19 protein-coding genes are annotated in these 23793 nt (G+C 68.5%); 12 read left to right on the forward strand and 7 right to left on the reverse strand.

All coding sequences use genetic code 11. From position 1 onward, the window contains the following. The first annotated feature begins 28 nt into the window (after nucleotides 1-28). Complete coding sequence (locus DMB86_RS07590; RefSeq protein WP_113717242.1) at nucleotides 29-1243, forward strand: Gfo/Idh/MocA family protein; 1215 nt, start codon at nucleotides 29-31, stop codon at nucleotides 1241-1243. A gap of 38 nt (nucleotides 1244-1281) precedes the next feature. On the opposite strand, the gene DMB86_RS07595 is transcribed toward DMB86_RS07590, so the two are convergent. Then, nucleotides 1282-2631 carry a C1 family peptidase gene (locus DMB86_RS07595; protein ID WP_113717243.1) on the reverse strand — a complete coding sequence of 450 codons (1350 nt, stop codon included), beginning with the start codon at nucleotides 2629-2631 and terminating at the stop codon, nucleotides 1282-1284. A gap of 211 nt (nucleotides 2632-2842) precedes the next feature. Here DMB86_RS07595 and DMB86_RS07600 point away from each other — a divergent pair, with 211 nt between their 5' ends. Further along, nucleotides 2843-3838 carry an ABC transporter permease gene (locus DMB86_RS07600; protein WP_113717244.1) on the forward strand — a complete coding sequence of 332 codons (996 nt, stop codon included), beginning with the start codon at nucleotides 2843-2845 and terminating at the stop codon, nucleotides 3836-3838. Nucleotides 3839-3933: 95 nt separating this feature from the next. On the opposite strand, the gene DMB86_RS07605 is transcribed toward DMB86_RS07600, so the two are convergent. Further along, on the reverse strand, nucleotides 3934-4950 hold the full coding sequence (locus DMB86_RS07605) for a LysR family transcriptional regulator (RefSeq protein ID WP_113717245.1): 1017 nt from the start codon (nucleotides 4948-4950) through the stop codon (nucleotides 3934-3936). A 125-nt stretch (nucleotides 4951-5075) separates the two neighbouring features. On the opposite strand from DMB86_RS07605, the gene tdh reads away from it, so the two are divergent. From tdh to DMB86_RS07620, 3 genes are all read left to right on the forward strand, one after another. Next, a complete protein-coding gene (gene tdh / locus DMB86_RS07610) occupies nucleotides 5076-6125 on the forward strand; it encodes an L-threonine 3-dehydrogenase (protein ID WP_113717246.1) in 1050 nt (349 codons plus the stop codon). Nucleotides 6126-6198: 73 nt separating this feature from the next. After that, nucleotides 6199-7410 (forward strand): glycine C-acetyltransferase, encoded by a 1212-nt coding sequence (locus tag DMB86_RS07615; protein ID WP_113717247.1) that lies wholly within the window; start codon nucleotides 6199-6201, stop codon nucleotides 7408-7410. A gap of 150 nt (nucleotides 7411-7560) precedes the next feature. Next, nucleotides 7561-8649 carry an NAD(P)/FAD-dependent oxidoreductase gene (locus DMB86_RS07620; RefSeq protein WP_113717248.1) on the forward strand — a complete coding sequence of 363 codons (1089 nt, stop codon included), beginning with the start codon at nucleotides 7561-7563 and terminating at the stop codon, nucleotides 8647-8649. Nucleotides 8650-8661: 12 nt separating this feature from the next. On the opposite strand, the gene DMB86_RS07625 is transcribed toward DMB86_RS07620, so the two are convergent. Then, a complete protein-coding gene (locus DMB86_RS07625) occupies nucleotides 8662-9300 on the reverse strand; it encodes a LysE family translocator (RefSeq protein WP_113717249.1) in 639 nt (212 codons plus the stop codon). A 148-nt stretch (nucleotides 9301-9448) separates the two neighbouring features. Further along, a complete protein-coding gene (locus DMB86_RS07630; protein WP_113717250.1) occupies nucleotides 9449-10090 on the reverse strand; it encodes a LysE family translocator in 642 nt (213 codons plus the stop codon). Between the two features lie 152 nt (nucleotides 10091-10242). Here DMB86_RS07630 and hutI point away from each other — a divergent pair, with 152 nt between their 5' ends. Further along, nucleotides 10243-11454 (forward strand): imidazolonepropionase, encoded by a 1212-nt coding sequence (hutI, locus tag DMB86_RS07635; protein WP_113717251.1) that lies wholly within the window; start codon nucleotides 10243-10245, stop codon nucleotides 11452-11454. Nucleotides 11455-11561: 107 nt separating this feature from the next. On the opposite strand, the gene DMB86_RS07640 is transcribed toward hutI, so the two are convergent. Then, nucleotides 11562-16157: an endo-alpha-N-acetylgalactosaminidase family protein gene (locus DMB86_RS07640; RefSeq protein ID WP_113717252.1), complete on the reverse strand. Its 4596-nt coding sequence runs from the start codon at nucleotides 16155-16157 to the stop codon at nucleotides 11562-11564. A gap of 370 nt (nucleotides 16158-16527) precedes the next feature. On the opposite strand from DMB86_RS07640, the gene DMB86_RS07645 reads away from it, so the two are divergent. The 5 genes from DMB86_RS07645 to DMB86_RS07665 are packed head-to-tail and all read left to right on the forward strand — an operon-like array spanning nucleotide 16528 to nucleotide 21144. After that, the gene (locus DMB86_RS07645; RefSeq protein WP_113717253.1) at nucleotides 16528-17445 is read left to right on the forward strand and encodes an SIS domain-containing protein; all 918 of its coding nucleotides are present in this window, start codon (nucleotides 16528-16530) and stop codon (nucleotides 17443-17445) included. A 33-nt stretch (nucleotides 17446-17478) separates the two neighbouring features. Then, nucleotides 17479-18474, forward strand: coding sequence for an ROK family protein (locus DMB86_RS07650; protein WP_113717254.1), 996 nt, complete (start codon nucleotides 17479-17481; stop codon nucleotides 18472-18474). A gap of 56 nt (nucleotides 18475-18530) precedes the next feature. Beyond that, nucleotides 18531-19442, forward strand: coding sequence for a 1-phosphofructokinase family hexose kinase (locus tag DMB86_RS07655; RefSeq protein WP_418202323.1), 912 nt, complete (start codon nucleotides 18531-18533; stop codon nucleotides 19440-19442). Between the two features lie 15 nt (nucleotides 19443-19457). Next, a complete protein-coding gene (locus tag DMB86_RS07660) occupies nucleotides 19458-20324 on the forward strand; it encodes a class II fructose-bisphosphate aldolase (protein WP_113717255.1) in 867 nt (288 codons plus the stop codon). A gap of 28 nt (nucleotides 20325-20352) precedes the next feature. Beyond that, entirely contained in the window at nucleotides 20353-21144 is a 792-nt protein-coding gene (locus DMB86_RS07665) for a DeoR/GlpR family DNA-binding transcription regulator (protein ID WP_113717256.1), read from the forward strand. A gap of 32 nt (nucleotides 21145-21176) precedes the next feature. Here DMB86_RS07665 and DMB86_RS07670 read toward each other — a convergent pair whose 3' ends face one another. After that, nucleotides 21177-21851: a histidine phosphatase family protein gene (locus DMB86_RS07670; protein ID WP_113717257.1), complete on the reverse strand. Its 675-nt coding sequence runs from the start codon at nucleotides 21849-21851 to the stop codon at nucleotides 21177-21179. Between the two features lie 60 nt (nucleotides 21852-21911). Here DMB86_RS07670 and DMB86_RS07675 point away from each other — a divergent pair, with 60 nt between their 5' ends. Then, nucleotides 21912-22733, forward strand: coding sequence for a CPBP family intramembrane glutamic endopeptidase (locus tag DMB86_RS07675; protein WP_113717258.1), 822 nt, complete (start codon nucleotides 21912-21914; stop codon nucleotides 22731-22733). A 265-nt stretch (nucleotides 22734-22998) separates the two neighbouring features. On the opposite strand, the gene DMB86_RS07680 is transcribed toward DMB86_RS07675, so the two are convergent. Next, nucleotides 22999-23637, reverse strand: a complete 639-nt coding sequence (locus DMB86_RS07680; RefSeq protein ID WP_113717259.1) for a VOC family protein — start codon at nucleotides 23635-23637, stop codon at nucleotides 22999-23001. Between the last annotated feature and the right edge of the window lie 156 nt (nucleotides 23638-23793).

Consider the following 23793-nt stretch of genomic DNA (forward strand, 5'->3'; position numbering starts at 1 on the left):
AGAGAGAAGAATCGTTGTGACTGATTTGATGGAGGCCGTTCCGGACCGGGAACGGGCCACGAGGGACTTGCGCGTCGGCATTGTCGGGTTCGGCCTGCGGGCGTCCCTGTGGCGCCTCGTGCACAAGCCGGGCCGAGGCTCGGAAGTGGTTATGGTCTGCGACGTTTCCGAGCGCGGCCGGGCTGATGCGGCCCAGAAACTTCCGACGGCGGCTGTCACCGCCGACCTGGCCGAACTGCTGGGTGCCGGGCTGGATGCGGTGCTGGTGCTGACCCCGGACAACCGGCACGCCCAGATTGCGGTTGAGACGCTGAGGGCCGGCATCCCCACGTTCTGCGAAAAGCCGTTGGACGTGACGCTGGAGGCCGCGGACGCCATCCTGACTGCCGCGTTTGAGACCGGTACCCGGCTGTACGTGGGGCACAACATGCGCCACATGCCCGTCGTGGTCCAGATGCGCGAGCTCATCCAGGCCGGGACCATCGGCGAGGTCAAGGCCGTGTGGTGCCGCCACTTTGTGGGCAACGGCGGCGACTACTACTTCAAGGACTGGCACGCCGAGCGCGCCAACACCACGTCCCTGCTGCTGCAAAAGGGTGCCCACGACATCGACGTGATCCACTGGCTCGCCGGCGGCTACACGAAGCGGGTCTCCGCCATCGGCGACCTTGCCGTGTATGGAGACGTCGCCAGCCGGCGGGACAACAGGGACCGGCGCATGTGGGACTGGTTCTCGCTGGAGAACTGGCCGCCCACCGAGCAGGTGGACCTGAACCCGGTCATCGACGTGGAGGACATCTCGATGATGCAGATGGTGCTGGACAACGGGGCCCTGGCCTCCTATCAGCAGTGCCACTTCACCCCGGACTACTGGCGCAACTACACCGTCATCGGCACGAAGGGCCGGATCGAGAACTTTGGCGACAACCCCGGGGACTTCATCCATGTCTGGACCACCCGCACGCAGGACGGCTTCGTGGAACCGGATGAAAAGGTGGAGATCCGCGACGGCGAGGGCGGCCACGGCGGCGCCGACCCGCTGCTCATCGCCGAGTTCCTGCGTTTTGCGCGCGACGGCGGTGCCACGGAGACGTCCCCGGTCGCGGCCCGTGAAGCCGTGGCCGCCGGGGTCCTCGCCGCCCAGTCGCTGCGTTCGAACGGCGGGGCGCTGGAGGTTCCGGCACTGCCCGCGGAACTCGTGGAGTATTTCAACAACGGACAGCCCGCCCGCACCACCGCCTAGCACCCAATCCACCGGCCCATGAATCCCCGGAGACGGTCCTAGGCCAGCGCACCCATGGGATCCCAGGCCTGCAGCACGATGGGTTCGGCTCCCAGGGCCCGGCGCAGCTCGGGAGAGAGGCGCGACTTGTCGACCACGACCTCAAAGACGTACTCGTCGAACCAGTTGTCCGCCATGGTGTAGAAGCCCTGGTCGCCGTTTTCCTCGCCCCAGCTGTTCTCCACCCGCCAGCGGCGCGTTTCGCCGTCGAGCACGTCCACGCCCGTCAGCAGCATGGCGTGCGTCATGGCCGATTCACCAAAGCGGACCCGGGATTCCTTGTCCATGGCCAACTCGGCGCCGTAAAGGCCCGCGTAGTCGTAGAGGCGGGCGTCCCAGATGCCGTCCTTGCGGACCATCTGCGGCCCCACGTCGCAGCCGAACCAGACCGGCTCCCCGTCCAGGATGGCCTCCTTGGCGAGGCGCTTGGCCAGGCCGATGTCCACGTTGAGGTAGAGCACCGGGGCGGCACCGACCACATTGCCCAGGTGCTCGACCGTCAGCGTGCTGCCCTTCGGGTGCTCGGCCCGGGGGTCGTCAACGAGGCACACGTAGTCCCCGAGCGCGATGGTGGTGTACTTCGCCAGGAATTCCTGCGGGGTCATGACTCCTTCGCGGTGGAAGGCCTTCTTGTCGTCGGTGTACTCCCACTCGAACTGCGTTGGCGGCGTGCCCAGGTGAAGGGTGAGGACCCTGTGGACCTCCGTGATGATCCGCCCACGGGCTTGTTCCGCCCCGGCCGTGTCACCGGCCTGGCGGAGCGTGCGCAGCTCCTGCGCGGCGCGGCGCAACAGCGAGCGGAGCACGGAGTTCATCCGGCCGGTGTTCGACGACGATTCGGTCTCGGGCATGGCCGACTTGGGCACGGCGCCATACTTGGCGAAGATGTTCACCGCCATGTCCCACTGCCCGCCGTCGCCCACCACCGTCTGCAGCAGGTAGGACACCAGGCGGTCGTCCTCGGGACGTTCGGCCGTGTCCAGCATGGACTCGAGGAAGTAGTTGGCCCGCTCCAGCTTGTCGAAGTACATGGCGTAATTCTGGGAGAACTCGAACTCCTTGACATCCAGCACCTGCTTGGCGCCGGCGCGCAGCAGGTTCAGCGCCGCGAAAAGCCAGCACCGGCCGGACTTCTTCTGGTTGGTGACCTTCCAGTCGTCGATCCGGTGCGAGACGGTGGTGGAGAGGGACGTGGCGAGCTGGTGGTCGACGGCGAGTTCGTCCACACTGACCCGTGCGATGGCGTTTTGTGTGCGCTTCAGGACCGGGTCGGCGGCAAAGGACTTGTGCAGGCCCGCAAGCTGTCCCGTGGTCAGGGAAGTGGCGGCCGTGTCGGTGATGGTGGTCATGTCTTCCGTTCTATCCCGATTCGCGCGCGGCGGCAACGTTTCGACGGTCGAGGCCGCCGGACCGGCCATGGCCGGCCGGGATGCCGTGGGGGGATGAAATGTTCGTGTGCGGCGGCCCGTGGCCGGCGCCCTGCCACCATGGCCTGCGTTCTTGTTGGGCGCGTACCGCCAGGGGCCGGGACCTGGAGCGGGACGGGTTTATACTGACGCCGTGATCGCCTACGTGGCCCGCAGGATCCTGCAGTCGGTGGTGGCGTTGTGGATCGTTGTCACGGTGGTCTTTGCCATGCTCTACGCCCAGACGGGGAGCACGGCGCGCGCCGTGCTGGGCCAGCGTGCCTCCTTTGCCGAGATTGCGGCATTCAACCAGGTGAACGGGTTCGACAGCCCCTTCCCCGTCCAGTACGCTCGGTTCCTTGGCTCCCTGCTCCGCGGACAGCTTACGTTTGCGGGCCCACATCCGCACAGCCCCTATGGCATTGTCAACGACTACGCAGCCGGCGTCAGCCTGCGTCAGCTTGCATCCGGGCCCCTTGTCAACACGCTCGTGCTCATGGGGCTGGCCCTGGCACTGGCCGTGCCAACCGGACTGGTGCTTGGGGCATGGCTGGGCAGCGGCCATGGACCGGCGTGGATCCGCGCACTCGCCGCAGCGCTCAACCTCGCGGGCTACGCCATCCCGGTCTTTGTCCTTGGGCTCCTGCTGACGCTGTTATTGGGGTACGACGCGGGGCTCCTGCAATTCAACAACCCGCGGTGGGCGCTGGGTGACGTGTTCTCCTCGCCGGCCGGGCTCGTGTTGCCGGTGCTGACGCTGGCGGTGGGCAACGTGGCACTATTCAGCCGGTACTTTCAGGCCAGCGTTGCCGAATGCCTTGCCACCGACTACGCCACGAAGGCCCGCAGCATCGGGGCCTCGGAGCTGCGGATCCTGGTGCGCCATGTGGCCCGCAACGCCGCGATCCCCGTCGTCACCCTGGCGGCGACGCGGCTGCCGGTGATCTTCGGCGTCCAGGTGCCGCTTGAGGTGTTCTTCAACTATCCGGGGATCGGCAGCCTCGCCTGGCAGGCAGCGACGGCGAAGCAGTCCTACACGCTGCTCGGTGCCGCGCTGCTGGTGGGCGTACTTGTCGTAGCCGCCACGTTCGCCGCCGACATCCTGTACCTGGCCCTTGACCCGCGCATCCGCTATGGCGGCTCACGGTGAGTCCGTCCCGCCCGTGCCGCCGCGCGGGCCGGAGTCGGAACCCCGTTCCCGCCCGTGGCATTCCCGGGGCAGGTCGGCGGCTGATCCCTTCCGCGTCAGCCCGGGAGGGGCCGGGAGGCCGTGAGGTCGGCCATGACCTGCTGCAGGGCTTCGGCCACCAGCATGACCGAGGCGCGCTTGAGGTTTTCGGGGCGGACCAGCAGGTCGATGCGCCGCCGGGTGCTGATCCCGGTCAGCGGCCGCAGCGTGACACCGGGGTTCAGCGCCGGGCTGGCCGTGTGGCGGGGAAGCAGGCCGATGACGTCGCCGGTGGAGACCAGCGCGGCGGCCGTCGAGTAGTCATTGATCCGGTGCACCACGTTCACCGGCCGGCTCGCCACGGCGCCGATGGCGGCCAGCACGTCGGCGGGGGAGTATCCGCTGCGGCTTGCCACCCAGGGGTAGTCCACCACGTCCTGCGGCGACAGTTCCGCCTTGGCCGCCAGGGGATGGTCCACCGCCAAGGCGATGTCGAGGGGCTCGTGCGCCAGCGGGATGACCCGGACCCGGGACTCCGGCCACGCCGGGCTGTGGTCCATGCGGTGCGCCAGCACCAGGTCGTACCGTGCCGTCAGTGCGGGAAAGTCGTGCTGCGCCACGTCCTCGTCGGACAGGCGGACACGGGGAACGCCGACGGCGGCGCCCGCCAAACCCGGCCCGCCCGCCACGCCCGGCCGTACACGGTCGTCCGCCACAGGTATTTCCCGCATGCCGGATTCCCGCCGCAGCTCGTCCAGCCGCCGCACCAGCGGCGCAAACAGCGCCTGGCCGGCGCTGTGGAAGCCGCTGACGGAGACCGTGCCGTGGCGTTCGTGCTGGTAGGCGCCGATCGCCGCCTTCGCCGTCGCCATGGCGTTGATGACGTCGGCGCCGGCGTCGGCGAGCACCCGGCCGGCGTCCGTGAGCACCAGGTTCCGGCCGTCCCTGCGCGTGAGCGGGGTATCCACCTGGCGCTGGAGCAGGGAGATTTGCTGGCTGACGGCGGACGGCGTGACGGACATGGTTTCGGCAACCGCCTTGACACTGCCCAGCTCGCCCAGTTCGCGCAGCATCTGCAGCTGGTGTAGTTCCACGGCGCCAGCCTATCATTTAGCGTTCACTAAATCGTTGATGGAGCAAAATTCGATTGTGCTAAATGGTCTGCCGGGTTGTAATGGAGCCAGGGAAACCCACAGCCAAGCCAGCAGAAAGCCGTTCCATGAAAGCACTGTACAAGTCCGGCGCGCACCCGGGATTCGAACTCGTCGACCGCCCCGAGCCGGAGACCGGAACCCGGGACGTGAAGATCAAGGTCGCCGCCACGGGACTGTGCGGCACCGACCTGCACATCCAGGCCTGGGACGCCTGGGCCGCGGAAACCATCAACGCCCCGCTGATCGCCGGGCACGAATTCTACGGCGAGGTGGTGGCAATCGGCGAGAACGTGGACACCGTCAAAGTGGGCGACAAGGTCTCCGGCGAGGGACACGTGGTGTGCGGGATGTGCCGCAACTGCCGGGCCGGGCGCCGCCACATGTGCATCAACACCGTCTCCGTGGGCGTACAGCGCGACGGCGCCTTTGCCGAATACGTCGTGATCCCCGAATCCAACGTCTGGGTGCACCACGACCCCTCCATCACCCCGGAACTCGGCGCCATCTTCGACCCCCTGGGCAACGCCGTCCACACCGCGTTGAGCTACGGCCTGGTCGGCGAGGACGTGCTCATCACCGGGGCCGGACCCATCGGCCTGATGGCCGTGGCCGTGGCCCGCCACGCCGGGGCCCGCAAAATCGCCATCACAGACGTCTCCGAGCCGCGCCTGGCGATGGCCGAGTCCATGGGCGCGGACCTCGCCGTCAACGTCGCCACCACCCGCCTTCGCGACGCCCAGCGCGAGCTCGGCATGCGCGAGGGCTTCGACGTCGGCCTGGAAATGTCCGGCCACCGCACGGCCCTGCCGGAAATGATCGACAACATGAACCACGGCGGCCGCATCGCCATGCTCGGCCTGCCCAGCGAGTCCATCGACATCAACTGGGGCAAGGTCGTCACCCACATGCTCACGCTCAAGGGCATCTACGGCCGGGAAATGTTCGAGACCTGGTACGCGATGTCCGCCATGCTCTCCTCCAACCCGGTGCTGCGCGCCGCCGTCGCCTCCGTGGTGACCGACCGCCTGCCCGCCACCGAGTGGGAACAGGCGTTTGAGATTGCCCGCTCCGGCCGGGGTGGCAAAGCGGTCCTTGACTGGACCGTCTTTTCCTGACCCCCTTCCAAAGCGGACGACGCCGGAACCCGGCCCGCGCCGTCGCCCCACCGACCAACCCAAGGAGTTACCGATGTACACCTCCATGAAGGACCAGCTCACCGCCGAGCTGGCGGAAATCCGCTCAGCGGGCCTGTTCAAGACCGAGCGCCGGATCACCTCGCCCCAGTCGAGCCACGTCACCGCCGGCCCGCTGGACGGCGGCACCGCCCCCGTGCTGAACTTCTGCGCCAACAACTACCTCGGCCTGGCCGACCATCCTGACATCATCGCCGCGGCCAAGGACGCCATGGACTCCCACGGCTTCGGCATGGCCAGTGTCCGCTTCATCTGCGGCACCCAGGACCTCCACCTGGAACTGGAAGCGGCCGTCTCCGCGTTCCTCGGCACGGAGGAGACCATCCTCTTCTCCTCCTGCTTTGACGCGAACGGCGGCGTGTTCGAGTCCCTGTTCGGCGCGGAGGACGCCATCATCTCCGACGCCCTGAACCATGCCTCCATCATCGACGGGATCCGCCTGTCCAAGGCCGCCCGCTTCCGCTACGCCAACCAGGACATGGCGGACCTGGAGGCCCAGCTGCGGGCCGCCGCGCAGCTGAACGACGGCGCCGGGGCCCGCCGCACCATCGTGGTCACCGACGGCGTGTTCTCCATGGACGGCTTCCTGGCCCCGCTGGGCGCCATCTGCGATTTGGCTGACAAATACGGCGCGCTGGTCATGGTCGACGACTCCCACGCGGTCGGTTTCATGGGGGCCACGGGTGCCGGCACGCCGGAACACGCCGGTGTCTCGGACCGCGTGGACATCTACACCGGCACCTTCGGCAAGGCCCTGGGCGGCGCGTCCGGCGGCTACGTCTCCGGCCGCCGGGAAATCGTCGCCATGCTGCGCCAGAAGGCCCGCCCCTACCTGTTCTCCAACTCCCTCGCCCCGGCCATCGTGGCTGCGACCCTGAAGGCGCTGGAGCTCGTGGCCGGCTCCGCCGAGCTGCGCACCAGCCTGTTCGAGAACGCCGCGCTGTTCCGCCGCCGCATGGCCGAGGAAGGCTTCGAGCTGCTCCCGGGCGAGCACGCCATTGTCCCGGTCATGTTTGGCGACGCCGTGGAGGCCGCCCGCGTGGCCGATTCCATGCTCGACCACGGCGTCTACGTCACCGCCTTCAGCTTCCCCGTGGTCCCGCGTGGCGCCGCCCGCATCCGGGTCCAGCTCTCCGCCGCCCACAGCGCGGACGACGTCGAGGCCTGCGTCGCCGCGTTCGTGGCCGCCCGCGGCGCGCACGCCTGATCCGCCGCCGGTCCCTCCCCCTTCCCGCCGCGTCCGCCCGACTGTGTTGCAGAAGTTGGACGGAATTCGGAACCGGGTGGCGGACCGTTTGAAGAGCAGGCGCGGGCGTCGTGACCGGCGGCCGTGCCTGCTTTGTGCCACCATGGGCTCATGGACTGTGACGTTTTGATTGTTGGCGGAGGAGTAGCCGGGCTGTCCCTGGCCTGGCGGCTGGCCCCGCAGCGGGCCGTGGTGCTGGTGGAGGCGGAGCCCATGCTGGCGTACCACTCGTCGTCACGTTCGGCCCGGCAGATGCAGCCCAGCTACGGGCCGGCGCCCATCCGGGACTTGACGCACCGCACCATCGGCATGGTGAAGCGCATCTCGGAACGGCTGCCGGCGCCCATTCTCATGCCCCGGCCCCTGCTGACGCTCGGCACGGCGGAGGAGGTGGCCCGGCTGGTGGCGGACAACGAGAACCTGACCGCCCTGACCCATGCGGAGACCATGAACCGCAGCCCCGACCTGCGCGGGGAAAAGTTTGAGGCCTCGGCCCTGGACGTAACGGCCATGGAGGTGGACGTTCCGGCGCTGCTGGAGTTTTACCGCAGCCAGGCCGTCGCCGCGGGAGCGGTCGTGCTGACCGGATCACCTGTTTCGGGCGTGGAATCCTCCGAGGGGCGCTACCGCGTGTCCACCGGCTCGCACACCATCACCGCCGGCACCGTGGTGGACGCGGCCGGCGCGTGGGCCGATCCGGTGGCCGCGCAGTTTGGCGCCCGTCCGCGCGGGCTTGAAGCACACCGGCGCAGCGTCGCAATCGTCTCCACGGACAAGCCGGTGGATCCCGCCGGACCCATGGTGGAGCCAGCCGACGAATCGTTTTACTACCGGCCCGACGGCGGCCACCTGCTCATTTCGCCCTGCGAATCGGTTCCGGCGGAGCCCGGCGACGCGCAGGTCGTGGATGAGGACATCACCGGACTCATCCAGCGCATTGGCGAGTTCACCACGGTGGGGATTACCGGCGTCGTACGTGCCTGGACGGGGCTGCGCACGCAACCGGCGGACGGCCTGCCCGTGGTGGGATTCGACGCGGACGTACCAAGCTTTTTCTGGCTCGCCGGACAGGGCGGTTACGGCATCCAGACCTCCGCCGCTCTGGCGGTGCTGGCCGCCGGGCTGGTCACGGGCACCCTGCCGGACGACGACGGCCGGCTGGCCGAGGTGCTCAGCCCCCAGCGCGCGGGGCTTGCCTAGGCGAAACGCGGCTCAGCTTGCCGCGCCGGACGCCAGCACGCCCACGCCCAAAACGGCGATGATGCCGCTGCTGGCGCGCTCCATGGTGCTGTTCACCTTGGGCCGGCGCAGCCACTTCATGGCCTTATAGGCCACGACCGCCACAACGGCCAGGTAGCAGAAGCCAATCGCGGCCTCCATGGCGCCAAGGATCATGGCCGTGGCGAAAGTGTTGCCGCCGTGTGGAATGAACTGCGGCACCACGGCCAAGTAGAACAGGCCGACCTTGGGGTTGAGTAGCGTGGACAGCGAGCCGGCGCCAAAACCGGCCCGTTTGCTGTAGCGCAGTGGGGCGTCGGCACCCTCCGTCATCCCTGCCCGTGCGGCCTTCCGGGTCTTCAGGAACGACGAAACGCCGAGGTAGACCAGGTAGATGCCGCCGGCGATCTTGACCCACCGGAACACCTCCGCCGACTGCTCCAGAATGGCCGCCAGGCCCAGGCCCACCAGCCCCGCCCACACGATCGCGGCCGATGCCGAGCCGGCCGCCGCGGCCACGCCGGCGGCCGCCCGGTTCAAGGCGATGCGGAGCACCAAAAAGGTGTCCGGCCCCGGGGTCAGGGACAGCAGCAGGCACAGGCCGGCGAACGCCAGCAGGGACAACAGGGTCATGCTGTCAATTGTCCGGCCATCGGGCTCCCGCGTGCAATGTGTGCGACGAGACTTTGAACCTGCGCACGGTCCGGCATGGACGGTGCGCCACTTCAGAAGTGGCGCGTTGCAGGCACGCAACCGGGCTCACGTTCAAAGTCCCGGTGGCTCAGCTCGACGCCCCGGAGGCCATGACGCCCACTCCCAGCACGGCCAGGATGCCGCTGCTGATGCGCTCAATAATCGTGTTGACCTTGGGCTTGCGCAGCCACTGCATGGCCTTGAAGGCCACCACGGCGATGACCGCCAAGTAGAGGAAGCCGATGGTGGCCAGCGTCAGGCCCAGGACCATCGCCATGCCCAAGGTGTTGCCGCCGTGCGGGATGAACTGGGGCACCACGGCCAGGTAAAACAGGCCCACCTTAGGGTTGAGCAAGGTGGAAAGCAGCCCCGAACCGTAGGCGGCGGGGCAGCTGTGGCGCAGCGGCTGCTGCCGGCCCTCAACGGCGAGGCCTTCCTTGGCGGCCTTGCGCGCTTTCAGGAACGAGGAGACGCCCAAATACAGCAGGTACAGCCCGCCGGCAATCTTGATCCAGCGGAACACCTCGGCCGACTGTTCCACAATGGCCGCCAGGCCCACACCGACCAGTGCCGCCCAGACTAGCGCTCCGGTTCCCGAGCCCGCCGCCGCCGTGATGCCGGCACGGGCACGGGACATGGAGATCCGCAGCACCAGGAACGTGTCCGGTCCGGGGATAAGGGCCAACATGAGGCACAGGCCGGCAAAGCCCAGCAGCGAAATCAGGGTCATGGGGACAATTGTCCGGGCTCGCCGGGGTCTCGACAAACTCGACCCCCGGCGGCCGGGCCTGGGCCCACGGCCGTGAGGGGCCCGTCTGCCATCCCAGACGACACCGCAGCCTTCCCACGAAAGGCGGCAGGCCGGCGTCGTACGCTGGGGAGATGAGCGAACTGATCACCAACATCGGCGAATTGATGACGCAGGACCATGACCAGGGCACCCGGCGCAATGCGGCGGTGGTGCTGGAGGGGGAGCGGATCGCCTGGATTGGCGACGCCGTTCACGCGCCGGCCGCTGACACCGTCACCGACGCGCAGGGCCGGGCCGTGCTGCCGGGGTGGGTGGATTCGCACTCGCACCTGATCTTCGCCGGCGACCGGACGGCCGAGTTTGAGGCACGCATGGCCGGGGAAAGCTACAGCGCCGGCGGCATTGCCGTGTCCGTGGATGCCACCCGCGCCACGGGCGACTACGACCTCACGCGCCTGGCGCTGGGCCGGGTGGCCGAGGCCGTCGCGCAGGGCACCACGTACCTGGAGACGAAGACCGGCTACGGGCTGGACGTGGAGCACGAGGCCCGCAGCGCCCGCATTGCCGCCAGCATCGCCGACGAGGCCACCTACCTGGGCGCACATCTCGTCCCCGCCGGCGCGGACGCGGACGAGTACACGGAGCTGGTCTGCGGGGAAATGCTCCAGGCCGTGCGGCCGTACGTGCAGTGGGCGGACGTCTTTTGTGAGACGGGCGCGTTCACTGCGGAGCAGTCGCGCCGGGTGCTCACTGCCTGCCGCGACGCCGGGCTGGGCCTGCGCGTGCACGGCAACCAGCTGGGCCCGGGAGCCGGCGTGGCGCTCGCCCTGGAGTTCGGCGCGGCCAGCGTGGACCACGTGAATTACCTGACGGACGACGACGTCGACCTCCTGGCGCAGTCGTGGTCCGGCTGGGAGGCGGGGCCGGGAACGGGGGAGCGGGGCACCGTCGCCACCGTGCTGCCGGCGTGCGACTTGTCCACGCGGCAGCCGCTGGCGCCGGCGCGGCGGCTGCTGGACGCGGGCGTGCAGGTGGCCATTGCCTCCAACTGCAATCCCGGCACGTCCTACACGTCTTCGGTGGCGTATTGCGTCACCACGGCGGTGCTGCAAATGCGGCTTTCCGTGCACGAGGCCGTGCGTGCAGCCACCTGGGGCGGGGCCCTGGCGCTGCACCGGGAAACCGGCGTCGACGAGGACGGACGGCGCGCGGTGGGGTCCATCGCCGTCGGGCACAGGGCGGATCTGCACATGCTCAAGGCGCCGTCGGCCACACACCTGGCCTACCGCCCCGGCATCCCGTTGACGCATACGGTCTGGCGCGCCGGCGTCCGGGCCGTCTAGCGCGGAAAGCCCCGGCCGCATCAAAAAAGTGACCCGCAGTAGATGTCGAAAATCCCACGAATCCGTGGGATTTTCGACATCTACTGCGGGTCAGTTGTGTAGCCGGGCTACGGCGTGCAGGCCGTGTCCGCCGGGCGCGGCGACGGGTCGAAGCCCGTGGCCGCGGTCCCGCCGGTCCCGTAGACCCGCATCTCGGCGGCCGCGGCGAACTGCAGGCCGTTGAGGGCGTTGTTCGCCTGGAACTTCACGAATTTGGCCGCAACGGCCGGGAACGTGATGTCCTGCATGGCAGTGGCGTCCACGAGGTTGCCCGTGGCCACCTGCGTCCAGGTGGTGCCGTCCTCGGAGGTGAAGACGGTGTAGCCCTTCACCTTGCCGTTCTGGCCGCCGGACTGCCGGCCCTGATAGCCGAAGCCGCTGACGGTGTATTCACCGTGGAGGTCCAGCTGCACCCAGTGCGGGTAGTTCGTGATGGTCGGGTCGTACTGGGTGTGCCAGATGCTGCCCAGGTCACCGTCCAGCACATTGGCCACGGGGCCCTCGCCCGGACCGGAGTCCAGGTTATCGGAGTCGGCGGTTGCCGTCATGGACGACGCCGGCACCATGGCCTGGCTGCTGACCGCGAGGACCGAATCCGAATCCACCGTCTTCGTGGTGCAGTTGTTGAAGTACGTGGCGGACGGGTGGATCACCGCGCTGGTCCCGGCGGCGCCCGCCGGGGTCGTGATGATCCACGTCGTCTTGGCCGTGGCGCCCGGCTTGACGGTGCCCGCCAGGTTGCCGCCCTTGACCGCCACCTGTGCGGTCCAGCCGGCGGGCAGGGTGCCCAGCGACATCGCCACGTTGGTGGAGTCCGTGGCCTCGTTGTTGGTGAACGTGGTGATGTAGCTGTTCGTGGTGCCCGGGTTCAGGTCCGCATTGGCGGGCCCTGCCACTGCGGCGCAGGAGGCTCCGCCGGTGACGGCGCCAAGGTCGGTCACGGTGAAGTCGTCGATCACGAAGTCCGCGCCGTTGGCCGCGCCGGTCTTGCGCAGGCCCACCCAGTTTTCGCCGCAGCCGGCCGTGAACGTCCGGGAGTACGTTGCGGTGTCCAACGCCGGTGCCATGGCTTCGTCCTTGAGGTCCTTCGATGTCAGCGTGCCGCCGGAGACGGTGTCAGCCCCGGTCACCCACTGCCACTGCCCGGCAACGTTCGTCTGGTACTTGAAGGACACCTTGTAGGAGTGGCCCGCCGTGAACGGCACCGTGGCCGGCACCGTGCGGTAAACCAGGCCGGTGTTTTCCTCATGCGACTTCAGCGAGTTGTTCCCGTCCAGCACGTCATCCACGGCCAGGCCGTTGAGCGTTCCGGAGTTGTACGGGCTGTACGTGTTCTTCCACGTCTTCTGCGAGTACGGGGCGTGGAGGTCGCTGATGCTCGTGCGCGGGTCGGTGGATCCGCCGGCGTCGCCCTTCACAAACGGGCCCCAGCCGGGCTGGTTGCCCTCGAAGTTGGCGCTGGCCACGAGCTTTCCGGGACTGCCCGCGGGCACGGCCACCGGCGTCGTGGTGTCCTCCATGATGCGCACGTCATCGAGCGTGACGGCCGCGGCGCCGGCCACTGCGCTGATGGAGACGTCCACCTTCTGGTTGACCGGGGCGGTGAACTGCACCGAGGCCCGCTGCGAGTAGGTACCCTTCTTGGCATCGGCACCCACCTGGTTCTTGGCGGGCGTGATGTCGAAGGTGTTGGCCGCGTTGAGGTCCTTGCCCGTGACGGCGAGGGTCACGGCGCGGCGGCTGCCGGCCGCGATTTCCACGTTGGCGCTGAGCGTGTACTTCCTGCCCTTCACCAGTTTCTTGACGTTCTGGGAGATGGACGACGACGACGTCCCCAGCACCGCGACATTGTCGCCCGTCGCTGTGCGCGAGACGGCGGCGCCGCCGGTGGGGTTCCAGGCGTCGAGATTGCCGGCGTTGAAGCCGGGGTCCGTGAGCATGGAGCCGTCGCCATAGTTGGCGCTCTTGTTTACGGGCTGGTCGCCCTGGGGGGCCAGCACGTAAGGGGTTGCCTTGTCGCCGGTCAGCGTCACCTGGCCGTTGGCGGCCTTGATGTCGGAAACCTTCACCCGCCCCTGGTCGGTGAGCTTGTACAGCGTGAAGTTGCGCTTGTTGGCGAACTGGCTGGTCAGCGTGAACGTGGTGGTGCCGCCGTCGGCCGAGTAGAAGTACATCTTGTCGGCGTCGGTGGGGGAGGTGGTCTTGGAGTTGTTTGCCGCGTCCTGCCACGGCAGCAGGTAGGTGCCGCCGTCCAGGACCACGGCGTTGCCCATGGTGACCTGGCGCTTGCCGTCCACCATGGCGATCTTCACCCCGCCGGCCAGCGTTGCGGACTTGCCGAAGTCCCAGTTGGTGAGGTCGAAGTGCTGGATGAACTTGGTGGGCAGGTCGTTGGACCAGATGTTGTTGTAGAACGCGTTCCAGTCGTCCTGGCCGGTCCAGCCCTCAAAGTCCTTGATCTGTTCGCCGCCCAGCAGGGGGTCCGTGTTCCAGACGTCGCGCTGGGTGTTGGAGATGAACCGGACAATGTTGGAGTTGATGCCCTTGTTCGTGGCACCGCCGTAGTTCTTGTCGTTGGCCCAGTGCGACCAGATGGAGTTGCCCTCGAACTTGTAGGCCCATTCGGTGGCTACCTCGAAGCCCACCTTGTGCAACTGCGTGGCCAGCTGGTCGGCCAGCCATCCGCTGGAGTAATACGCGTCGATGTAGACGGTCTTGATGCCGGGGGCTTCCTTGCGAAGCTCGGCGAAGCGGTCCAGGACGGCGCCGGTGCCCAGGTCGTTGCGCTGGTCGATGTGGTACGACTGGTTCAGCCAGTCCCAGCCGTTGACCTGCCCGGAGATCATGCCGTCGCTGAAGCTCTTGGCCTGCGGGTAGGCCTCGGTGACGTTGACGTGCACTGCCAGGTCGGCGTTGAACTTTGATCCTTCCTTGGCCAGGCTGTTCAAGTCCGCCAGGCCGCCGGCGCGGGTGTTGTAGTTTCCGCCGTAGTCGGGGTGGGCGGAGTCGTGGCCCTCGTTGGCGTAGCCCTTCTCCAGCACCCACTGGCCCAGGTTGTCGGTGGTCTGCGAGATCCGCTTGACGTTGTCCAGGGTCTTCAGGAACGGGTTGGTGGCCTCGGAGGCAAAGTTAAACGGGATGTGCTGGACCACGCGCTCTGGGACGCGGGCGGCGCCCAGCGGTGCCGTCATGGCGTTGCGGTACGCGATGGCGCCGTCTTCCCAAGTGACCCTGCCGTCATTGTTGGCGTCGGCCGAAAGCACCACGGTGGTCTTGGGGAGCTGGTAGAACTTCACCCGGGGGTCCGTCGCTCCGGCCGCCGCATAGGTGTAGTTGCCCACGGACAGTTCGGCCCGCTTGGCGCCGTTGCCGGCGTCGACGATCCGCGACTGCAGCCGGGAGTTCCAGTTGTTGTTGTTGTCCTGGGCGGAGTCGTCAGTCGCGTTGGTCATGAGCCCGGCGGAGAGCTGGGAGTTGCTGACAAAGCCGTACGGGGTGCCGACGTCGGCCGCGTCGGCCTTGGTGTTGCCCGTGACGGCGGTGAACTGGTCGGCCGTGGTGGTGGAGTCGGTGGAGATCTTGGTCCGGGCCAGCTGCGCGGCCGGGTCGCCGGAGTCCACGGAGACCAGTGACTGGTTCGGGATGGCGAGCTGGTCAAGGGTGGCGGCGGCGCTGCCGGAGATCTTCGTGACGGCGAATTCCACCGTGTTGGCCGCCGTGGCGGTGAGCGTGGATTCAATGGTGAGGTTCGGGAAGTCGGCAAACGTGGAGGTGTAGCGGGCCGAATCCCTCCCTGCCGTCATGGTGGTGGTGGCGGCATGGTCCTTGCCGTTGAGCGTGAACGTGCTGAGTTTCGCCGCCTGCCCGGCGAGGGACTTGCCGCTGAGGTCGTAGGAGATGACCTGCGGAAACTCCTTGCCCACCTGAACGGTCAGGCCCTTGCCGTTGCTGATGGCGACGGGCGTTGCCGGATCCGCCGGCGGTGTCGGCGGGACGGGCGCGGGCGTGGTGTCGCCGGTGGCGCGCACCCGCAGTTCCGAGGCGGAGACGTTGTTGCTGCCGTTGATGGTGCTGTCAGCCTCAAACTTCACGTAGCGGGCCTTGACCGGACTGTCGAAGAGGATGGTCTGCACCTGGGTGTTCGACGTCGGCTGGGCCAGGGTGCCCGACGCCACGGGTGCGCCCCAGTCGCCGGCCGGGTCCGTGGCCACGGCGCGGTTGTCGGTGGCGAAGACCTTGTAGTTCTTCACGGGGCCGTTGGCCTGGTTCTTGGCGGAGTAGTCCAGCCCGGTCAGGGTGAAGGATCCGCCCACGTCCCAGGAGATCCAGTGGGGGAGGGGGTCGGCCACGCCGACCCCGTTGACCACCTTGTAGGCGACAGTCCACTGCGAGGCGTAGTCGTTGTCGAAGGCGCCGGCCGCCGTTCCGTCCAGGGCGGGCGGGGCCGGGTAGGCGGGCGACTGGGAGTCGGCCCCGATGAGCGTGTACTGGGAGGGGGTGACGGGCGTGCCGGACGGGTCCGGGGCGGCCTGGGCGGCGGACCCCATGCCGACGCTCAGGGTGGCCACCAGGGCCAGCACGGCCGCGGCGCCCGTGGCGCGGTGCGATCTCGGGCGCACCTGGGGCGGAGGTGCCGCCAGGGTGCAAGGTTGGGGGGAGTTCACGAAAGAATGTCCTTTTGCGGGAAGGGAAATGCTTCAGGTGTGCCGGGGAATGCCCGGCGTGCGGGCCGGAGACGGGCGGGGCCAGGTGTGGCGGCCCCGCCGGCCCCCAATGGTTGTTATGGATAACAGGAGCAGTATTCCACGCGGGTGACCTGGATTACAAGGACCGGTTCCACGAGTTCCGCCGGGTCACCCAGGGATCGGTCGGGTCTTCTGCCAAGGGCCGGCAGGCTCGCTTGGCGTTAAGTTGATTATTTACTCATGGTTTCAGTCATTAACAATCATTACGTGGTAGGCTTGGTCTATAGAATGAAATCGCCGGCCCTGCCCCGCGGCTGCCGGATCCCCCACCTCAAGGAGTACGCACACAATGAGCGAGACCGCCGTTTCGGACCTGGGCCCCTTCATGGAAGCAGAGCTGACCAGCCAGCCTGAGGTGTGGGCCAGGGCCATCGCCCAGGCGCGGGAGGAAAGCCTGCTGCCGGCCGACGGCCAGCGCGTGGCCGTCATCGGCTGCGGCACCTCCTGGTTCATGGCCCAGAGCTATGCCGCAGCCCGGGAATCCGCCGGCAAGGGCGTCACCGATGCCTTCGCCGCCTCCGAGGCCTTCCTGGGCGGGGACCGCGGCTACGACGCCGTCATCGCCATCACCCGCTCCGGCACCACCACGGAGGTGCTGGAGGTCCTGGCCGAACTCAAGGGCACCGTGCGCACCGTTGCCCTGGTGGGGGACACCTCCTCGCCGATCATGGCGCTGGCGGATGCCGTCGTCGCACTTCCCTATGCGGACGAGAAGTCCGTGGTGCAGACCCGCTTCGCCACCACGGCACTGGCCTACCTGCTCACCGGCGTGGGGGTGGACCTGTCGGCCGCCGTCGAGGACGCCAAGGCGGCAGTCACGGCGCCCGTGGAGCAGGAGCTCATCGACGCTGAACAGTTCACCTTCCTGGGCACCGGCTGGACCGTGGGCCTGGCGCACGAGGCCGGCCTGAAAATGCGCGAGGCCGTCCAAGGCTGGACCGAGTCGTACCCCGCCAAGGAATACCGCCACGGCCCCATCTCCATCGCCGCGCCCAACCGCGTGACCTGGATGTTCGGCCGGCAGCCCGAGGGCCTGGAGAAGGACATGGAAAAGACCGGCGCACGCTACATCAACAACGACGTGCACCCGCTCGCCGAACTGGCCCGCGTCCACCGCGTCACCTTGGAGCGCGCCCGCGCCCGCGGCATGAACCCGGACCTGCCGCGCAACCTGACCCGCTCCGTCATTCTGGACGAGACCGCCTAGGGCCGCGCGGCCGCCACGAAGGCAAGCAACGTGATGAGCATTCCCTCCGCAGTCCCGGCCGGGGCCAGCCGCCCCGCAGTCCCGGCCGGGGCCAGCCGCCCCGCAGCGGGCCCGGCCGTGCTGGCCTTTGACGTGGGCGGGACGGACATGAAAGTGGGGCTGGTGCGCGGCGAGCTGACCGCCGCCTCCCACGCCGTGACGGACCTGCAGCGCCACCCCACGCCGCTGGACGGCGAACGCTCCGGGGAAACGGTCTGCGCCCGCATCGCGGAACTTGCGCGCGACTACCAGACGCGGCACCCGGACACGGTCATCGCGGCCGTGGGCGTGACGGTGCCCGGGATTGTGGACGAGGCCAACGGGATCGGCGTCTATTCGGCCAACCTGGGCTGGCGAGACTTCCCCTTCACCCGGACCCTCACCGGGGCGCTGGGCCTGCCGGTGGCCTTCGGCCATGACGTCTCCATGGCTGGCGAGGCGGAGTTCCGCATCGGCGCGGCCGTTGGCGGGTCCGACGTGCTGGTGCTGGTGATCGGCACCGGAATTGCCGGCGCTGTGCTGTGCGACGGGCGCCGCGTGGCGGGTGGCGGCTATGCCGGCGAAATCGGCCATGCCATGGTCCCCTCGCCCGACGGCGGCATGGCCATCCTGGAGTCGCTGGGCTCCGCCGGTGCCATTGCCCGGCGCTACGCCGAGTCCGGCGGCCGCCCCGTGGACGGCGCGCGCGATGTCCTGGCCCGAGCCGGGGCCGGCGACGCCACCGCCCGGCAGGTGTGGGACGACGCCGTCAACGCGCTCGCGTTCAGCGTCGCCCAGTGCGTGTCCATCCTGGGCACCGAAACGGTGGTGTTGGGGGGCGGGCTGTCCATGGCCGGCCCGGCCCTGTTCGAACCGCTGGCGGCCCGCATCGACGCGCTGCTTTCCTTCCACCGCCGCCCCCGCCTTGTCCACGCGGTCCTGGGCGAAAACGCCGGACTCATCGGTTCCGCCCTCAAGGCCCGCAGTCTGTCCGCCGGGGTGTCCCGGTGAGCGCGGGCAAGCTGGTCCTGACCGTTACGCCCAACCCGGCGGTGGACGTCACCTACATGGTCGACGGCGTGGAGCCGGGCTCCTCCCACCGCGTCCCCACGCCCCTGTACCGGGCCGGCGGCAAGGGCCTGAACGTCTCCCGCGTGGCCCACCAGCAGGGCTTTCCCACCCTGGCGGTCACGACGGCGGGCGGTGCCTCCGGCGCGCAGCTCGCCGACGACCTCGCGGGATCGGGCATACCGTGCCGACTGGTGCCCGTGGCCTCCGCTACCCGGCGCACCATCGCGTTCGTGGACACGGTGTCCGGGCTGACCAGCATCTTCAACGAAGCCGGCCCCGCGCTCAGCCGTGCCGAATGGCAGGCTCTGAGAGCCGCCGTCGTCGACGGGTTGGGCGGCCGGCCAGACGGCGGCCGGGCCGACGAGGCGCTGCGCCCCGGCGTGCTGGTGGGCTCCGGCTCCCTCCCGGAAGGGGCCCCGGCCGACTTCTACCCGGGGCTGGTGGCACTGGCGCACAGCGCCGGCGTCCCGGCGATCATTGACACTTCCGGCGCCGGGATCCTGTCCGCCGCCAGGGCCGGGGCGGACCTGCTCAAGCCCAACCACCACGAGCTCATGGACGCCATGGGCGAGACGGACCTGGTTGCCGCGGCCGGCAAGCTCATGGGCCTGGGCGCGCGGCGCGTCCTGGTCAGCGTGGGGGAGGAGGGCATGCTCGCCTTCGAGGCCGGGCGCCCCGGCCACCTCCAGGCGAAGCTGCCCGCCCCGCTGGCCGGCAACCCGACGGGCGCCGGGGACGCAGCGGTGGCCGCGGCCGCCGTCGCACTTGCCGGCGGGACCACGGACCTGCGGGAGATCCTGCGCCTTGCCGCGTCCTGGGGCGCAGCCGCGGTGCTGACGCCGGGGGCGGGGGAAATTTCCCCGCGCCACGCCGGGCTCGCCGCACAACTCATCATCACCGACCACTAAATAAGGATTCATCCCATGGCATTGGCCACCACCCGCGGCATCATGGAGCAGGCAGCATCGGCCGGCACCGGCCAGGGCGCCTTCAACGTCATCCACCTGGAGACGCTCGAAGGCCTCATCGCAGGAGCCGAGGCGGCCCGGCTGCCCGTGATCTTGCAGATTTCCGAGAACTGCGCGACGTTCCACGGCGGGCTGGAGCCCGTGGCGGCCGCCTCCCTGGCCGCGGCCCGCAAGGCGTCCGTGCCCGTGGCCGTTCACCTTGACCACGCCGAGGACGAGGCCCTCGCCTGCGAGGCCGTCGACCTGGGCTTCGGCTCCATCATGTACGACGGCGCCCACCTCGACTATGCGGAGAACGTGGAAGTGACCGCCCGCGTGGCCGCCTACGCCCACGCGCGGGGCGTCTATGTGGAGGCCGAACTTGGCAAGGTGGGCGGCAAGGACGGCGCGCACGCGCCCGGGGTGCTGACCGACCCCGCCGAGGCCGCCGCGTTTGTGGCCGCCACCGGCGTCGACGCCCTGGCCGTCGCCGTGGGCTCCTCCCACGCGATGACCGAGCGCTCGGCCGCCTTGAACCTGGACCGGATCACCGCCCTCAAGGCCGCCCTGGACGTGCCGCTCGTGCTGCACGGCTCCTCCGGCGTCTCCGACGCGAACATTGTGGCGGCGATCGCGGCGGGCATGACGAAGATCAACGTCTCCACACACCTCAACGGTTTCTTCACCCGTGCCGTTCGTGAGTACCTCGAGGCCAACCCCGCCGTCGTGGATTCACGCAAGTACCTCGGCGCGGGGCGCGCCGCACTCGTTCCGGAGGTCGCCCGGCTGCTAGCGTTGTTCGCGGGGGCAGGGACCGCGCCCAAAATGGGACGTGCCCTTTAAGTGCACCTTGCATCCGAGGGGAGTTTCCATGAACCGGACCGAACGGCTGGCCGCCATTCTCGACATCCTGGCCGCCGACGGCCAGGTGGAAGTCGAGGAGATCGTGGGAAAGCTCGGCGTCTCCCCGGCCACGGCCCGGCGCGACCTCGACTCCCTGGCCAATGAACGCCTCCTGACCCGCACCCGCGGGGGCGCCACGTCCGGCTCCGTCTCCTACGAGCTGCCGGGCCGCTACAACCGCGACGACCACGCCCTGCAAAAGCACCAGATTGCCCTGGCCGCCAGCGCACTGATTCCCAAGGGCGCCGTGATCGGCCTCTGCGGAGGGACCACCAGCACCGCGCTGGCGCAGGTCCTCTCCACGCGCGAGGACCTGATGGAGCAGTCGAACCGGCCCACCCTGACGGTGGTCACCAACGCCATTAACATCGCCGCGCAGCTGGCCATCCGGCCCAACCTGAAGATCATGGTCACCGGTGGAATCGTCAACCCGCGCTCCTATGAACTGGTGGGCCCCTACGCCGATTCCATCCTGCAAAAGGTGGCCCTGGACCTGGCGTTCATCGGCGTCAACGGCATTGAACCCGGCTCCGGCCCCACCATCAATGACGAAGGCGAGGCGTCGGTGAACTCGCGCATGGCCGGCCGCGCCTCGGAGACGTACATGGTGGCCGATTCCTCCAAGATCGGCAAGCGCGCCTTCGCCACCATGGAGGAACACCGCTTCAACAAGCTCATCACCGATTCCGGCATCACCGCGGAGCAGCTGGCAGCCTTCCAGGACGCCGGCACGGAAGTCATCGTCGCCCCCGAGCCCTAGCCCCCCGCCCGTCGAGATTCGAGATCACCACGCTAAAACCTCAGCGGCGCGTCCATGACGGTGGTGCCGGGATCGGCCTGAATCCACTGCTCGAACGGCACATCCAGGGTGTAGCGGCCGTCCCCGGCCACCAAGGTGCGGACCTCGGCGTTGCCCGGGTTGTTCAGCGACTCGAAATACTCCACGGACCAGTGGAACCAGCGCATGCAGAACAGCCGCATGGTCAACCCGTGCGTCACCAGCAGCGTGTTCGGCGCGTATTCCGGCCGGGACCAGTGCCGGTACAGCGTCTCCAGGAACGAGGACACCCGGTCATACACATCGGACCCCGATTCCCCCTCGCGGAAGCGGTAGAAGAAGTGCCCGTATGCGTTGCGCAGCTCCTTTTGGTCGGCAATCTCCGCCGGGTTCTGGAAGTTGGCCCAGTCTTGTTCACGCAGGCGCGGCTCCTCCATGGTCCGCTCCACCAGGTCGCCCAGTTCCAGCGCCTGCAGTGTTTGGTAGGCGCGCAGGTAGGGCGAAACATAGACACTGACCTTCTGCCCGTCCAGCTGCCGGCGAATCTGCTCACCCGCTTCGCGCGCCTGCGCCACGCCCAGCCCGGTCAGCGGAATCCGGTAGTCGGGGATCCGGTTGTAAATGGTCTGGTCCTGGTTGGCTGCCGACTGTCCGTGACGGACCATGATGATCTGGCGTGGAGCGCTCATGCCAAAGAGCCTAGGCCAGCCTCAACCGCAATGGGTGCAAGACCGGGCATCATTTAGTACATGAATGACGCCACGCCCCGCAATGACCAGTACGACGCCGGTCCGCCCGCCTTGGGCGGCGGGGCCGCGACGGTGCGGTGGAACTGGGGGGCGCGGTCGCGGCGTCGGCTGGTGTTTGAGGTGCTGCTGGTGCTGGGACTTTCACTCGGACAGTCGGCCGTGTATTCGGTGGTGCAGCTGCTGGACAAGATGTCCCGGGCGCCCATCGCGCAGGGCACATCCACACTGAACGTGGTCCGCAGCAACCGCGAGTTCTTCGACCTGACGTACCAGCTGCTGGACATCTTTTTCGCAGTGGTGCCGGTGTTCCTGGTGCTCTACCTGCTCGCCGAGCCCGGACAATCGGTGTTCCGCAGGATCGGGCTCGACTTCCGGCGCCCCGTCCGCGACGGGCTCGGCGCCCTGGGCCTGCTGGTGGTCATCGGCGTGCCGTCGCTGGGGCTGTATGCCGCCGGCCGGGCGCTGGGGATCACCACGGAGATCATCCCCAGCGCCCTCCACCAATACTGGTGGACCATTCCGGTGCTGGTGCTCTCGGCCATTCACAACGGCCTGCTCGAGGAAGTGGTCATGGTCGGCTGGCTGCTGGACCGGCTGGAGCGGATCGGGCTCGCGCCGCTGGCCGCGGTCCTGCTCAGCTCGCTGATCCGCGGCAGCTACCACCTGTACCAGGGCTTCGGACCATTCGTTGGCAACTTTGTCATGGGCCTGCTGTTCTGCTGGCTCTACAAAAGGTACGGGCGCGTGATGCCGCTGGTCGTGGCGCATTCGCTCGTGGACATCGCCGCCTTCACCCTTGGCCCCGCACTCGGCTTCGGGTAACCGCAGCCGAGGGCGGGCGTCGTTGCCTGGGTTCACCGGTATTGGTGGCGCAGATAACGTGGGCTGGCTCCCGGTCTTGGGTTTGGTGGCGCAGATAACGTGGGGTGGCGGCTGCCGAACCCGCTTTATCTGCACCGCCGATTGGGTGGACCCGCCCGAACCCGCGTCATCTGCACCGCCGAATCTGGCGGGGACCCCGCCTGCCGGGAACGCAAGCGGCACCCGCCCCCGCAAGGGTGGGTGCCGCTGTCGTGAGCCCGAAAAACTAAATCGTGACGTTGCCGTTGGCTGTTTCAAAGGTCACGGACATGATGCCGGGGGTGCCGCGCGGGGCAATCCACTCCACGGCCACGTCCTCCAGCGGCTGCTCGACGGGCTGGCCCAGCCATTCGGTCAGGCGCTCGGCGCTGCCGGCAATGGTCAGGGACGCCAGCCGCACGGCGGACGGACGGGCCAGGGACGGGTGCAGGGCGGGGTCGCCCTCCCACTTGAGCATGTAGGGCACCTGCGGGTCGGCGATGAGGCCCTTGATGCCGATCTGCTGCCAGACAAGCTCGCGGCCGTCGGGGAACTTGCGGTTGCCCGGGACGGCGCTGCGGCCCAGACGTTCCTCGAAGGGCGTGAGGTCGTCCACAGCCACGCACCAGCCCATCCAGCCGCCGCCTGCCTGGGAGCGGGCGCGGACGGCCTGCCCGAACGGCGCCTTGTCGGAGGCGGGGTGGTCCAACACCTCGACAACTTCAAGGTAGTGGTGGTCGGTGAGGGGAATGATCATATTGCGGGTGCCGAAGCGCGGGTGCACGCCTCCGCGCACTGCGTCGACCCCCAGTGCGGTCGCGATTCGCTCCGTGGTGGCGGCCAAGCCATCTGATTCACAGGCGTAAGAAACGTGGTCCATTCGCATGCGTTTATCTTGGCACTTTGTGATCGGGCTCTCGACTTAGCGTCGCCTAACTCACATAGGATGTCTGACCGCAGCGGGGGCAGGCAGTATTCAAATCTGGGGCAGAATTGAGAGGTGACTGAATCCACCCGCCCCACCGAGCCCGACGCCGCTTCC

The organism is Arthrobacter dokdonellae, assembly GCF_003268655.1.
Taxonomy (GTDB): Bacteria; Actinomycetota; Actinomycetes; order Actinomycetales; family Micrococcaceae; genus Specibacter; species Specibacter dokdonellae.